This window comes from Arthrobacter sp. SAFR-179 (assembly GCF_059414945.1).
The window spans coordinates 175952-189486 of record NZ_JBPFDM010000004.1 but is presented as its reverse complement, the minus strand read 5'-3'; the positions used below and the strand labels follow the sequence as shown (position 1 = coordinate 189486).

The window sequence follows — 13535 nt, the reverse complement described above, 5'->3', positions numbered from 1 at the left end:
TCAAGTCCATTCCAGAAACGGTGGCGGTCCGCTGAAGCAGCGGCCCGCCACCGTTGCGGCACATCCAGGAGACATCATGCAGGCTGCCACCGCTGCCCGTCCGCCACGCCGCCCGAGCGGCCGTCCGAAGGGAGCTGATGGCACCATTCGCCGTGAGGAGATCCTCACGGCGGCCACCCAGCTGTTCTCCGTAGAGGGCTTCAGGGGGCTAACAATGAGCGCAATTGCCCGCGGGTGCGGAATGAGTCTCTCCGGCTTGGTGCACTACTTCCCCACCAAGGATCTCCTATTGCAGGCCACCATGGACCGCCGCGATGAAGTGGACCAGGCCCGCATTGCGCAACCTGGGCAGGCCCACCCTCGGGGCTGGGCGTATCTTGAATCCCTCGTCGAACTCGTACGGCTCAACCAGCAACAGCAAGGAATTGTCCGGCTGTTTACCACGGTTGCGGCTGAGGCAGTGGACCCCCAGCATCCAGCAAACGCCTGGCTGCGGAGCCATCATCAAAGCTCGGCCCAGCGAATCCGGCAGGCGCTTGGCGAAGCCGCGGAGGACGGGACACTGGCCGAGGACGCGCCCGTCGATTCAATTGCCCGCAGCCTCATAGCTGCCATGGATGGGCTGCAGATTCAGTGGTTGTCTGATCCGGGCTACCCGGATATGGCTGAAGATTTCGAGATGTTGGTGTCCACAATCCGCAACCGCTGGGGACTACCGCACACCCCGAACTCCTAGCTTTGGCAGCAAACGGAAGTGGGCGACGACGGTCGGAACCGCCGCCGCCCACCGGCATGATCCGGATCAGAAGATGATGACTGGTTTGATTGTCTTCCCGCTCTTGGAGTCCTCGAAGCCCTGGTTGATGTCCTCAAGGCTGTAGTCGCCGACGAGCTTTTCGAAGGGAAAGCGTCCCGCCCTCCACAGCTGGATGAGCCGCGGAATGAACGCCTGGGGCACGGAACTGCCCTGAACCACGGTCTTGAAGGTCCAGCCTTTGACCAGCGATGCGCCTACTTCGAAGGCGACCTCGGTGCCGGGTTTCGCCGCGCCGACGAGCGCGACTGTTCCACGGACGCCCAAAGCGTCGGCCGCCTGGCGAAGCAGCGCAGGAATTCCAGTGGTATCCACAACATAGTCGACACCGGCACCTGCTGTGATCTCACGCAGCCGTTCCGCCACGTCCTCGGTCTTCGAGTTAATGACGTGTGTTGCCCCAAGTTCCCGGGCGAGTTCCAAGCGCGAGTCGTGGATGTCCACGGCGACAATGGTGGCACAGTCCGCCACTTGCGCTGCCATGACTGCCGCGCAACCTACTGCCCCCGTGCCGAAGACAACGAGCGAGGATCCGATTTCCGGTTTGAGTTCATTCAGGACGGTGCCGGCACCTGTGTTAATGCCACAGCCAAGGGGGCCGAGATGCTCCAGGGGGATGTCCTTATCAACACGGACAACCGACTCTTCGACGACGTTTGCATAGGTGGCAAAGGACGACTGTCCAAAGAAGTGGGATGAGATGACTTCGTCGTCCCTGGTTAGCGACGTAGCACCGTCGGCGCGACGCCCACCGAAGTCCGCGGCCATCAAATTTTCGCAGTAGGCCATCTGGCCATTGCGGCATCGCTTGCAGTGGCCGCAGTACGCAGCCGCCAGGACCACGTGGTCGCCAGGCACCACCGAAAGGACGAGTCACCGACCGCCTCGACAATCCCCGCACCTTCGTGGCCCAGGACGGCCGGCAGCGGGGTGGGGTAGACGCCGTCTCGGACAAGGGTATCGGTATGGCATATTCCGGTCGCCACCATGCGGACCCGGACTTCATTGTGGCGCAGATCGTCCAGCTCGAGCTGTTCAATCGTGAATGGAGCGCCGTTCTCACGTGCTACAGCAGCAGTTATCTGCACTGCAATCTCCTTGTCATGGTCACGGGGATGGAATGCATCCCCGGTTGCGGAACCGCTATATGCGTTTCGCACGGCGCTGCACTCTGGTGCGCCTCGCCCTTCCGAGTTGTGTTTGAAGCAGGAGGAGCCGGGGCACCGCGAAGTACACCGCGATGGGGACCACCACCAGGGTTAGAACGAACGCGCGCAGCACAGGGTGCAGCTGCGGAGCCAGCGCCCCCAGGGCGCACATGCCTGCTGCGGCCATCGGAAATATGGCCAGCCACGTTACGACCGCACGGACATGCACGGATGCAATGCCGGTTGCGTGACGGTGATGCATGTCCGTTTCATCGGCGGCAAGAGCCCTGCCCTCGTGTTCCATCCAGTCTCCAAACGTTCGGTTGGACTAACCGTAGGCCTACCACCCCTTAAATTGCAAACAGTCAGTTGGAGTTACGATAGACGCATGGCATGGGACACGGACGCAACAAAGGCGAAGCTCCTCGACGCAGCTGTATCCGAGTTCTCCGAACGCGGCTTTTCGGGTGCACGTGTGGACGACATAGCCAAAAGGGCGGGATGCAACAAAGAGCGGATCTATTTCTACTTTGGGAACAAGGCAAAACTCTTTGAGGCGGCACTTACACGGGAGCTCGGTTCAGCGCTGGGCGATCTACCCATACGTGAGTCTGGACCAGTGGCCGTTGCCGAGTTCGCAGGACGGTACTTCGACTTTGTTACGAGCCATCCATGCCTGGCGCGCCTTGCCGCCTGGGAGGGCCTGGAGCGGGACCAGCCGGTCGGTGCAGAGAAACGGGCCGTTCATGCGGCCGGCAAGGTAACGGAGATCCGCGCCGCACTTTCCGGCATAAGCGAGTCTTACGCAGAGGATCTCCTGCTCACTATCATCACCTTGTGCCACGCGTGGATGACGAGCCAGAACGTTCATGTCGTCATCACGGGCACGCCTGATCAAACCCGGCGGCGCTCAGCGATCATGCGGACCACAGAACTCCTCGCACGTGACGCCTCCGGCGTGAACTAGGGGTCGCATCAGCCCTGCTGGCTGGCAGGACTGAACACAGAAGAGGTCGACGGCGGGTGGAAAACCGCCGTCGACCTCTTCTGTGCGAGGTGACGAACCTCAGGCAGTAGGACCGCTGATCACTGCTGGAACACAATGACCGGTTTGATGACCGTTCCCTTGGCCGAGTCCTCGAAGCCCTGGTTAATCTCCTCAAGGCCGTAGTTGCGCATGAGCTTGTCCATCGGGAAGCGGCCTTCCTTCCACAGTTCGATGAGCTTGGGAATGAACACCTGGGGCACGGAGCTGCCTTGAATGATGGTTTTGAACGTCCAGCCCTTCACGAGTGATAGGCCGATCTCGAAAGTAACCTCGGTCCCCGGCTTCGCCGCCCCGACCAGGGCAAGGGTGCCCCGTAGGGCCAAGGCGTCGGCCGCTTTGCGGAGCAACTCCGGCCGCGCCGTGGTGTCAACCACATAATCGGCGCCACGGCCGTCCGTCAGGCGAAGGATCTCGTCCGTAAGGTCGAGTTCCTTGGTGTTGATCGCGTCCGTCGCACCCAGCTCCTTTGCGAGATCAAGCCGCGAGGTGTGGATGTCCACGGCAATAATGCGGGCGCATCCTGCTACCTTCCCGGCCATAATGGCGCCGGACCCGACCGCACCAGTACCAATGACAAGAAGAGTGCTGTTCAATGCTGGCTTCAACTCGTTGAGCACCGCCCCGGCTCCCGTTTGGATACCGCAACCGAGTGGTGCCACGATCTCCAGTGGGACGTCCGCGCCAATCCGGACGACGCTTTCCTCCACGACATTCGCGTACGTTGCGAAGGACGACTGGCCGAAGAAATGGGACGAAATGACCTCCCCGTCCTTGCTCAACGCAGTAGTTCCGTCCGCCCGCCGGCCTCCGAAGTCAGCGGCGAAGAGATTTTCGCAGTACGCCATTTGACCGGAACGGCAACGATCGCATTTCCCGCAATACGCAGCAGCGAGCAGCACATGGTCTCCCGGCTGAACCGTCGTTACTGAAGCCCCTACTTTTTCGACAATTCCGGCTCCTTCATGCCCAAGAACTGCCGGCAATGGGGTCGGATACACCTGGTCGCGGACAATGGCGTCCGTATGGCACACACCGGTGGCCACCATCTTTACGAGCACTTCACTTGGCCGGAGCTCATCAAGCTCAAGTTCTTCAATCGTGAGCGGCTGCCTGGGCTCGCGTGCCACTGCTGCGGTTACCTGCATGGTCATGACTTCCTTGGATATTGTTCTGATTCGTTGCCAGGGTGATTTGGGCTTAAAAGGGGTACTGCTGATCAGACTGCTCTATGGTGATCCACTTGAGTTCTGTGAATTCGTTGATGACCGCCCGGCCGTCGAACCGGCCGTAGCCGCTGTTCTTCATGCCGCCGTAGGGGGCCTGCGCCTCATTTTGGACGGTGGCCCCGTTGACGTGGACGTGGCCGGCCTGGATCCGCATGGCCACCTGCAGTGCCCGGGTGCTGTCGGCTCCAAAGACTGCGGCCGCCAGACCGTACTCGGTATCGTTGGCCACCTGGACCGCCTCTTCCACGCCGGATACGCGGACTACGGTGGTTATCGGACCGAATGTTTCCTGATCGTAGATCGACATCTCCGGCCGGACCCTGTCCACAATGGTGGCAGGCATGGAGGCACCGTTTGCACGGTCACCGACTACGAGTTCAGCGCCCTTGGCCAGGGCGTCCTCGATGAGCCCGTTGATTCGCGTACCGGATTCTTCCCGGATCATCGGACCCACAATGCAGGCTTCGTCCGTCAAGGGATCCCCCGCACCCAACTCCGCTGCACGTGCTGCGAACTTTGCAACGAACTCGTCCGCAACCTTGTCATCGACCACGAAGCGTTCGGTGGACATGCAGATTTGGCCCTGGTAGAGGAAAGATCCAAAGACCGCTGCATTGACCGCGCCATCAATGTCAGCGTCGTCAAGGACTACGAAAGGTGCTTTGCCGCCCAGTTCAAGCAGAACCGGCTTGAGGTGGCGGGCTGCCTTTTCGGCGATGATGCGGCCGACTGATGTCGACCCGGTGAAGTTGATGCGGCGAACTGACGGGTGGGCGATGATGGCCTCAACCACCGCATCCGAGTCTTCTGCGGTGCTGGTGATGAAGTTGAGGACACCAGCGGGGACTCCGGCCTCATGCAGCACCTCGGCGATGATGGCGTGGGTACGTGGACTCGTTTCCGACGCGCGGAAGACCACCGTGTTGCCGCAGACAATGGGGTAAGCGATGGCCCGCGCGGCAAGCACGCCTGCTCCGTTCCACGGCGCCATGCTGAGCACCACGCCGGCAGGCTGCCGAACGGTCATTGACAGGGTGCCGGGCTTGTCGGTGGGAAGCGTCTCGCCCTGGATCTGGGTAGCAAGGCCAGCTGCCTCCCGGAACAGTTGGGCCGTGAGGAAGACGTTGAAACCGGCCCAGAGCTGGGCTGCACCAACTTCGGACATCATGGTCTCAATGAATTCCGGGCCGCGACGTTCCATGATGTCGGCGGCCTTGAGCATCACTGCCCGCCGCTCGCTGGGACCCGAGGTGGACCAGGTGGTGAATGCCTTGGCGGCCGATTCCACCGCGTCGAGTGCGTCGTTCACGTCAGCTGCTGCACTCTCCGTCACGAGAGCACCCGTGACAGGGTGACGACGTTCAAACGTCCTGCCTTCGCGGCCGCTCCGGGGCTCGTTGTCAATGATGAGTTGCGTCTGCAAGGTGACTCCTTAATAGATGTGATTCGGCACGAGCGGCAGGGCCGCATGAATGACGGTGGTTAGTGAGGAATGGTGTTGGAAGCGGCAGCCGGAGCGGACGCGTCTTCATCCGCAGTTGCTGAACGGCGCGGCACGGCCAGGATGGCAACGACGCCGATGGCTGCGGCCACTGCCCAGATGGAGAAATTGATGAAGTTGCCCAGGGCGGCCGCCACCAGCACCCCACCACCGGAGATGGCCAGTACGGCGCCGATACGCCCGACGCCCAACGTGATCCCGAGGGCGGTGGCCCGGGTGGCACCCGAGAAATACGTGGCCACGAAGCCGTTGACGAGGATCTGCGCGCCAACTGAACCGAAGCCCACCACTGCGACCAGGAAGTACATGGCGAACAGGGGCATGATCCCAGTACCCATAAGAACCAATGCAACACCGGAGCAGGCAAAAGAAATCGCCGTGACGTTGCGGGGGCCGAACTTGTCTGCCATCCGGGAGGACACAAGAACGCCCACCACGGCACCGATGTTGACCGTGAGAAGGAAGGTCAAGGACGAAGCCAGTGAGTACTTGGCGATGACCATGAGCTGCGGAAGCCAGGTGTTCAAGCCGTACACGAGGGTCTGCCCGCAGATACCGGCCAATGAGAAAAGGATCGTTGCGACGAGGAGCTTACCCGTCAAGAGGGTGCGGAACCTGCCCTTCTCAGGCGCGTCTCCCGCAGCCCGGACTGGCGGCAATGGCTCAAGGCCGTAGTCGGCAATGATTTGCTCGGCCTGCGCCCTGTCACCTCTGGCCGCAAGGTAGGCCGGCGACTCCGGGAGTAGCTTGAAGAGCAGGGGAACAACCACGACCAGGGGGATACCGCCGAGGGCCAGCATGCCCTGGAAGCCCAGCGACGACAGGAAAGCAAGAGAAAGCAGGGCAGCCAGGATGCCGCCCACGGCGTATCCGGAGAACATCAGGGCATTATTGAAGTTGCGGCGGTGGGACTGGGAGAACTCGACTGTCAACGCGATTGCGGTGGGAATGACGCCGCCCAGGCCCAGGCCTGCCAGGAAGCGGAAAAGGCCGAACAGTTCCGGGCTCGGAGCCCAGGCGGTCAGCAGCATCAGGAGTGAGAAGGCCGCGATGGAGGCCATCATGACCTTGCGGCGGCCGACGATGTCAGTGAGATAACCGATGAGAATAGCGCCGATGAACATCCCCGCCAGAGCGTAACTGCCGATTGCTCCCGTCTCGACGGGGGTCAGTCCCCATGGCTTGTAGGCCAGAAGCTTGGGAACGATGGCGCCGTACACGACCAGGTCGTAGCCGTCGAAAACGATGGCCAGGAAACAAAGGAAAATGACTACAGCCGCAGATTTGCGGGGGCGAACCGAGGATGGGGCTGGCGATTGAAAAGCCATGAGGACTCCAGGTGGGATACACGACATTGTGGTGGTTCCAGAGAATGTGGGGGGCAGTTGTGACCTGACCCACAAGTAAATGTAACATTAAACCGTTGGGCGTCAAGATGCAGTTGCATAACTCCTGGCAGTCCCACCAACAGGAAAGGTCGGATCCTATGCGGCTGATGCACCGTTACCCCTTCCTATACTGGTTGCACATTGGCTCGAGCCGCCCGAACAGTGCGGCGCTTAGATATGGAGGGTTCCATGCAGTGGAAACCCAGAGCACTAATCCTGGACCTTTTCGGGGATTACCTCCGGTATGCAGGCAGTGAGGTGAAACTTGCTGACATCACGGCACTACTGGCGGTTTTCGACATCGAGCCTGCGACTGTGCGCGTCAACCTTTCCCGCCTGCGGAAGGAAGGCTGGTTCACCACCCGGCGCGAAGGCAGGGAGACGGTCTATGCACTCACGCCGCACATGCTCGACATCCTCAATGAGGGGCGCGAACGGATCTTCCGTCGCCGGGACGACAGCTGGAATGGTCGGTGGACGATGGCCATCTACCAGGTTCCCGAGTCGGAACGCTCAGTCCGGGAGCAACTGCGGAAACAGCTCGCCTGGCATGGCTTCGGGCAGCTTTCACCCTCCACGTGGCTCAGCCCTCACGACCTGATGGCCGAGGTCCGGGAAATTGCCGGCGAAAACCCCTCCGCAAAAGTCGATGCCCTCTGGTGCGGGACCGGAGATCCCGCCAAAGACCGCGAGCTTGCCGCGCGCTGCTGGGACTTGGACCAGCTCGGGACGGACTACGAGCAGTTCCTGAGGACCTACGCGTCCCTCAACGACGAGGCCGGCAATACTGCAAAAGATGGCCGCACGGCCCTTATCGACCGGATGCGCATCATCGGAGACTATCGCCGCTTCCTCTTCCGGGACCCATACCTGCCCGCCGAGCTCCAGCCCGAAAGGTGGCCGAGCAGTGATGCGTACCGGCTCTTCGGAGCTGCCCACAGGCAATTGGGCCCGGCCGCCACCGAATACGTTTCGCGCATTCTCGGGCAGTCAGTCGGCCCCGGCCAGGAAGTCGTTGAGATAGCAACTGCCGACATGTAACAAATACTTGACGGTGCACGCCGATTGGTTACATACTTGTTGCCGAGACCTCTCTCACCGAATTCCCAATCCTTAGAAGGTGGCATCGATGGCACTTCGCGTAGCCTGCATTGGCGGCGGTCCCGGCGGACTGTTCTTCTCAACCCTGTTCAAGCAGACCGTCCCGGACGCCGAGGTCGTACTTTTTGAACGCAACCAGGCCACCGACGCCTTCGGCTTTGGTGTGGTGTTTTCCGATGCCACGCTGAACCGCATTAACGATGCGGACCCTGTAGTCCGGGATGGACTCCGCGACTACGGCACCCACTGGGAGGACATCGAAGTCTGGCTCAAGGGTGAACAGAAATCCTTCGGCGGCAACGGCATGGCCGCCATCTACCGCAAGACCCTGCTTAAGCTGATGCAGGAACGCGCCGCCGAAGTTGGTGTCGACATGCGTTTTGGCCAGTACGTCCCCGACCTGCAGCAACTGGCGGACTTCGACCTTATCGTCGGTGCAGATGGCGCCAATTCGTCCACTCGCGAACAACTTGGCGAAAGCTTGGGTCACACCACCGAGACAGCAACCGCCAAGTTCATCTGGTTCGGTACCACGTACATGTTCAAGGGACTCACCTTCGTTCATCGGCAGAGCGAATTCGGCAATTTCGCTGTGCACGCTTACCCGATCAGCGAAGACCTCAGCACTTTCATTGTTGAAACAGACGAAGACACGTGGCGGAAGGCAGGCCTGGACGAGTTCGATGCGAGCCAGCCTCCGGGCCCCTCGGACCTGAAGACGCAGCGGTTCCTCGAAAAACTGTTCGCCGAAGACATTGCCGGCGAGCCGCTGGTCGCCAACAACTCCCGCTGGGCCAATTTCCGCACCCGACGCACCCGCACATGGCACAAAGACAACGTCGTCCTGCTGGGGGACGCCGTCCATACGGCACACTTCTCCGTGGGATCAGGCACCAAGATGGCCATGGAAGATGCCATCACACTGGTACGTGAAGTAGCGGCGCATCAGGACGATCTTGAGCTCGCCTTCACAAACTATGAGGCCGAGCGCCAGCCGCAGGTGGCAAAGATCCAAAACCGGGCCCGTGGCGGCCTGAGCTGGTGGGAACACTTCGCCAGGTACTACAACTCCTTCGACCCCACACAGTTCACCTTCCATTTCTTCTCCCGCAGCATCGACATCGACAAGATCCGCATGCGGGATCCGGAGCTCGTTGCCTCCGCGGAACAGGACTGGCTGGACAGGCACGGGCATGCGCCCCTTGAAACTCCGCTTCGCGCGGGAACGACGCAGTTTGGCGGCCGCTCGTTGACCCTCTCCACCGAGGGCACGGATATGGCGCTGTCCGGACCGGGCGGAAGCATCGCACTGGTTACTGATCCGGCTCGCGCCAACATCAACACTGCCTTGCTGATCACCGCGCCGGAAACGGAATCCGGGCTTAGCGCCGCCTTCGCGAAGTTGCCTGCAGAAGCTGCGGCTGTTGTAATCCAGGGCGGCAACGCATTCACCCGGATCCTCCTGTCAGAGGAGGCACGCCTCGGACGCGGCCTGATCAGTATCATCGTTGATGATCGGGGGCCGGCATCCAACCTGACTTTGGTGCTCTCAGGCCGTGCTGACGCTGTTGCTGCGGCAAATGTGGGGGCCACCGATGCATAACCTGTCTGCCCTCTTCGCTCCCCGGGGCATCATCGTAGTCGGTGCATCGTCAAGCCCTGAGAAGCTGGGCGCTGTCATGGCGCAATCCCTCTCAAGCTACAGCGCACCCGTTGAGCTAGTGAACAGCAGGGGCGAGAACGGCATGCACACCAGCATCGCCGAGGCTGCTGCTGCGATTCCCGGCGGCCCTGACCTCGCAGTGCTTTGTGTGCCAGCCGCAGCTACCGCCCAGGCGCTGCGGGACAGTGCAGCAAGCGGCGCCAAAGCAGCGCTGGTATGCGCTGGGGGTTTTGCTGAAGCCGGCGGCCCGGGTCTCGAGTACGCGGTCCAGGTCGAAGCCGCGGTACGGGAAACAGGTATCCGCCTGCTGGGTCCCAACACCTCCGGATTCTTCGTTCCCCACCGCAATCTCCGGGCCAGCTTTGTCCCTGGAGTAGCAGAGCTGGAGCCCGGATCGGTTGCTGTCGTCGCGGCCAGCGGCGGTGTCAACCATGTCCTTGCGTTCCACCTCGAGCACTCCGGCGCCGGAGTCAGCCTTGCGGCCGGAATCGGTGCAGGTACCGACATCACAGCTCCCGATGTGCTGGAATACCTGATAACTGACGAGCAGACCAAGGCAGTTGCGCTGCACTTGGAAACCGTTTCAGATGGTCCTGCCCTCATCGACGCCGTCTCCCGCCTCAGCGCCGTGAAGCCCGTTGTCGCATTGGTGGTGGGCCGCAACGATGTTTCCGAATTCGCCCAGTCCCACACCGGTGCGCTGGCTACATCCTGGCGCACCACGCGTTCGGTCCTCAAGCAGGCAGGCGCAGTAATCGTCGACGACGAGAACCAGTTGGTTGCCGCCGTCACTGCCTTGGCTGGGCGCCGGTTGAAGCCTTCTGCGGACCCTGGAGTAGGCCTCATCACGGGGCAAGCGGGACCCGGCCTGCTGATCGCGGATGCTTTGCACAGCGCCGGCGTGGCACTCCCCCGGCTTGCACAGAGCAGCCAGGACACGATCAGCACCTTGCTCCCGCCACTGACGTTCCAGGCAAACCCCGTTGACACTGGCCGCCCCGGACCAGGCTACGAGCAGATAGTGGCCGCCGTGGCACAAGACCCGTCGATCGACGTCGTCGCTCTTTATGGCCTGACCGAACCCGTGACCGACCTGCCGCTCGCCGTAGCCAACTCAGGTGTAGCCGACACGATGCCGTTCCTTGTAGGGGTGGACGGCCCTGAAGGGGACCAGGAGCGGGCCCGCAAATCCGCGCGGCAACACGATCTTCCACTAATCTCTGGACCAACCTCGCTTGCCCAGGGTGTTTCCGCCCTCGTGCATGATGCCAGGGGTCAGTTCGAGAAGGCCGAACATCCTGCCGGCACCGTCGCATGGCCAAACATTGAAGGCCCGTGGGATGAAAATCGTTCCAAAGAACTCCTGGGAGCGCTTGGCATTCCGACGCCGGAACGCCGCGTGTGCAGCAGCCGCACCGCAGCGCAGGAGGCGCTCGCGGAGCTTGGCGGTCCGGTAGCTGTGAAGCTCCTCGACGCAGCCGTTCTGCACAAGACGGAGATCGGCGGAGTGCACCTCGGCGTCGCGTCCTCCGACGAGATGGACCGCGCCTTGGCAGCACTTGAGTCCGCCGGCGCCCGTGAATTCCTCGTTGAGGCGATGGCGCCCTCCGGCGTCGACCTTGTTGTCGGCGTCCGGCGCGACCCCGTCTTTGGACCGATCGTGGTTTTGGGCCTCGGCGGCACCGCAGCCGAAGTATTTGCGGACATCTCCATCCGGACTGCGCCACTGGCACCGAGGGCAGCCGAGGGAATGCCGGCCGAATTGCAGGCACGGGACCTCTTGTACGGCTTCCGTTCCGGCCCAATGCTGGATACAGCAGAACTGGCGGGCCTCCTGGTCCGGCTGGGTGATGCGCTCGTCTCCAACGAGTCCATCGCGGAAATCGAGATCAATCCCCTGCGCTTAACCCACCGAGGGCTGTTGGCGCTGGATGCCGTAGTGATCAATGTCGAGGAGGACATGAAATGACAAGCCACACCAGCGAGGGAACTACCCCCTGGCCGGCAGACCTTGCGGCCGAATTCCGCGCCAGGGGCTACTGGGAGGACCGCGCCCTGGGAAGCTACATTCTCGAAACGGCCGACCGCTTGCCTGACAAGGTCGCGATCGTCGATGGTGACATGCGGCTCACCTACGCCGACCTAGCCAACCGGATGGATGCCGGCGCGGAGCGGCTTCTGCAGCTCGGCCTCCGGCCGGATGACCGTGTGATGGTCCAATTGCCCAACGGCTGGCAATTCGCGTTGCTGACCCTGGCGTGTTTCCGTGCCGGCATCATCCCGGTAATGGCGCTGCCGGCCCACAGGCAGTACGAGCTCTCCTTCCTGTCGGAGCTTTCCGAATCGCGTGCCATCGCCGTCCCGGACAAGATCAAGGACTTTGACCATCAGGCGCTGGCAGAGGATCTGGTTGCTGCAATCCCTTCGCTGGAGACGGTCCTCGTTTCTGGTGCTGCCAATCCCCTGAATGTCCGGCTTGAGGAAATCCTGGCCCCTGGCAAAGATCCACAGGCTGCCCGCGCAAGACTTGATCAAAACGCACCCTCGCCTGACTCTCCTGCGTTGTTCCTTCTCTCAGGTGGCACGACCGGCCTGCCAAAACTGATCACCCGGACCCACAACGACTATGCCTACAACATCAAGGCGACGTCCGTGCCGACAGGCGTCACTGAAGACACCGTCTACCTGGGGACCCTACCAGCGAGCCATAACTTCCCGCTTGCCTGCCCCGGCATACTTGGGATTCTTTTCGCCGGCGGCCGCGTTGTTATGCTTCCCAGCCCGGAACCGCGGAAGGCTTTCGCCGCGATCGAACGGGAGAAGGTTACGCTTTCAACGGCTGTTCCGGCGGTGGCCCAACGCTGGATCGAGTACCAGGAGGAAACAGGCGGCACCCAGCTGGCCAGCCTTGAGGTGATTCAGGTTGGCGGTTCCAGGCTCCCGGATGAGATTGCCCGAAAGGTAAAGCCAGTCCTCGGCGCAACGCTGCAGCAGGTTTTCGGGATGGCTGAAGGGCTGATTAACACAACACGATTGGATGATCCGGAAGACGTTATCTGCACTACGCAGGGCCGCCCCGTGTCCGAAGCCGACGAAATCCGAATCGTGGACGAAGTTGGCAATGACCTTCCCGACGGTGTGGCAGGGTCCATCTTGACCCGCGGTCCCTACACGCCGAGGGGCTATTACAAGGCTCCTGAAGCAAATGCCCGTGCCTTCACCCCGGACGGTTGGTATGCGAGTGGGGATATCGTGGAGCGCCGGCCTGACGGAAACCTCATTGTCCAGGGCCGTGACAAGGACATGATCAACCGTGGCGGGGAAAAGATCTCGGCTGAGGAAATCGAAAGCCTCGTCTATCGAATCGAGGACATCACCATGGCGGCAGCGGTCGCGATGCCCGATCCGGTGCTGGGCGAAAAGCTCTGTCTCTACATCACGGTGAAACCGGGCACGGAGGTAACGCTTGAACAGATCCAGCAGATGCTCCGCGAAACTGGCATCGCTGCGTTTAAGATCCCCGAACGCCTGGTGGTCGTAGACGAACTGCCGGCCACAAAGGTCGGCAAGATCAATAAGAAGGAACTCCGCGCGGATATAGCAGAACGGCTTGCCACCGCCAGCGCCAACTCAAAGTAGAGGATTG

12 protein-coding genes are annotated in these 13535 nt (G+C 61.6%); 6 read left to right on the top strand and 6 right to left on the bottom strand.

Translation table 11 applies throughout. The features are described from left to right. Positions 1 to 76: 76 nt before the first annotated feature. Entirely contained in the window at positions 77 to 736 is a 660-nt protein-coding gene (locus ACR65K_RS09670) for a TetR/AcrR family transcriptional regulator (RefSeq protein WP_440152498.1), read from the top strand. Between the two features lie 66 nt (positions 737 to 802). Here the strand turns inward: ACR65K_RS09670 and ACR65K_RS09665 are convergent, their stop codons facing one another. The 3 genes from ACR65K_RS09665 to ACR65K_RS09655 are packed head-to-tail and all read right to left on the bottom strand — an operon-like array spanning position 803 to position 2224. Beyond that, the gene (locus ACR65K_RS09665) at positions 803 to 1603 is read right to left on the bottom strand and encodes an NAD(P)-dependent alcohol dehydrogenase (RefSeq protein WP_440152496.1); all 801 of its coding nucleotides are present in this window, start codon (positions 1601 to 1603) and stop codon (positions 803 to 805) included. Beyond that, the gene (locus ACR65K_RS09660; RefSeq protein WP_440152494.1) at positions 1582 to 1902 is read right to left on the bottom strand and encodes an alcohol dehydrogenase catalytic domain-containing protein; all 321 of its coding nucleotides are present in this window, start codon (positions 1900 to 1902) and stop codon (positions 1582 to 1584) included. Before ACR65K_RS09660 ends, ACR65K_RS09665 begins: the two co-directional genes overlap by 22 nt. Before the next feature lie 55 nt (positions 1903 to 1957). After that, positions 1958 to 2224, bottom strand: coding sequence for a hypothetical protein (locus ACR65K_RS09655; protein ID WP_494568035.1), 267 nt, complete (start codon positions 2222 to 2224; stop codon positions 1958 to 1960). A gap of 126 nt (positions 2225 to 2350) precedes the next feature. Between ACR65K_RS09655 and ACR65K_RS09650 the strand changes: the two genes are divergently transcribed. Continuing rightward, entirely contained in the window at positions 2351 to 2929 is a 579-nt protein-coding gene (locus tag ACR65K_RS09650) for a TetR/AcrR family transcriptional regulator (protein WP_440152492.1), read from the top strand. 119 nt (positions 2930 to 3048) lie between these two features. Here the strand turns inward: ACR65K_RS09650 and ACR65K_RS09645 are convergent, their stop codons facing one another. The 3 genes from ACR65K_RS09645 to ACR65K_RS09635 are packed head-to-tail and all read right to left on the bottom strand — an operon-like array spanning position 3049 to position 7065. Further along, positions 3049 to 4161, bottom strand: a complete 1113-nt coding sequence (locus ACR65K_RS09645; protein ID WP_440152490.1) for an NAD(P)-dependent alcohol dehydrogenase — start codon at positions 4159 to 4161, stop codon at positions 3049 to 3051. Positions 4162 to 4207: 46 nt separating this feature from the next. Then, positions 4208 to 5659 carry an aldehyde dehydrogenase gene (locus ACR65K_RS09640; RefSeq protein ID WP_440152488.1) on the bottom strand — a complete coding sequence of 484 codons (1452 nt, stop codon included), beginning with the start codon at positions 5657 to 5659 and terminating at the stop codon, positions 4208 to 4210. A gap of 59 nt (positions 5660 to 5718) precedes the next feature. Continuing rightward, the gene (locus tag ACR65K_RS09635) at positions 5719 to 7065 is read right to left on the bottom strand and encodes an MFS transporter (RefSeq protein WP_440152487.1); all 1347 of its coding nucleotides are present in this window, start codon (positions 7063 to 7065) and stop codon (positions 5719 to 5721) included. Positions 7066 to 7314: 249 nt separating this feature from the next. Here ACR65K_RS09635 and ACR65K_RS09630 point away from each other — a divergent pair, with 249 nt between their 5' ends. From ACR65K_RS09630 to ACR65K_RS09615, 4 genes are all read left to right on the top strand, one after another. Next, entirely contained in the window at positions 7315 to 8166 is an 852-nt protein-coding gene (locus ACR65K_RS09630; protein ID WP_440152485.1) for a PaaX family transcriptional regulator, read from the top strand. An 88-nt stretch (positions 8167 to 8254) separates the two neighbouring features. Then, on the top strand, positions 8255 to 9829 hold the full coding sequence (locus ACR65K_RS09625) for an FAD-dependent monooxygenase (protein WP_440152484.1): 1575 nt from the start codon (positions 8255 to 8257) through the stop codon (positions 9827 to 9829). Continuing rightward, complete coding sequence (locus ACR65K_RS09620) at positions 9822 to 11858, top strand: acetate--CoA ligase family protein (protein ID WP_440152483.1); 2037 nt, start codon at positions 9822 to 9824, stop codon at positions 11856 to 11858. Before ACR65K_RS09625 ends, ACR65K_RS09620 begins: the two co-directional genes overlap by 8 nt. Then, on the top strand, positions 11855 to 13528 hold the full coding sequence (locus ACR65K_RS09615) for a (2,3-dihydroxybenzoyl)adenylate synthase (RefSeq protein WP_440152481.1): 1674 nt from the start codon (positions 11855 to 11857) through the stop codon (positions 13526 to 13528). Before ACR65K_RS09620 ends, ACR65K_RS09615 begins: the two co-directional genes overlap by 4 nt. The last annotated feature ends 7 nt before the right edge of the window (positions 13529 to 13535 follow it).

Excerpts from the sequence above, each read along its gene's own strand:
- ACR65K_RS09655 (WP_494568035.1), bottom strand. The coding sequence starts at position 2,224 with ATGCATCACCGTCACGCAACCGGCATTGCATCCGTGCATGTCCGTGCG.
- ACR65K_RS09620 (WP_440152483.1), top strand. The coding sequence starts at position 9,822 with ATGCATAACCTGTCTGCCCTCTTCGCTCCCCGGGGCATCATCGTAGTC.
- ACR65K_RS09615 (WP_440152481.1), top strand. The coding sequence starts at position 11,855 with ATGACAAGCCACACCAGCGAGGGAACTACCCCCTGGCCGGCAGACCTT.
- ACR65K_RS09635 (WP_440152487.1), bottom strand. The coding sequence starts at position 7,065 with ATGGCTTTTCAATCGCCAGCCCCATCCTCGGTTCGCCCCCGCAAATCT.
- ACR65K_RS09665 (WP_440152496.1), bottom strand. The coding sequence starts at position 1,603 with ATGGCCTACTGCGAAAATTTGATGGCCGCGGACTTCGGTGGGCGTCGC.
- ACR65K_RS09650 (WP_440152492.1), top strand. The coding sequence starts at position 2,351 with ATGGCATGGGACACGGACGCAACAAAGGCGAAGCTCCTCGACGCAGCT.
- ACR65K_RS09625 (WP_440152484.1), top strand. The coding sequence starts at position 8,255 with ATGGCACTTCGCGTAGCCTGCATTGGCGGCGGTCCCGGCGGACTGTTC.
- ACR65K_RS09670 (WP_440152498.1), top strand. The coding sequence starts at position 77 with ATGCAGGCTGCCACCGCTGCCCGTCCGCCACGCCGCCCGAGCGGCCGT.
- ACR65K_RS09630 (WP_440152485.1), top strand. The coding sequence starts at position 7,315 with ATGCAGTGGAAACCCAGAGCACTAATCCTGGACCTTTTCGGGGATTAC.
- ACR65K_RS09645 (WP_440152490.1), bottom strand. The coding sequence starts at position 4,161 with ATGACCATGCAGGTAACCGCAGCAGTGGCACGCGAGCCCAGGCAGCCG.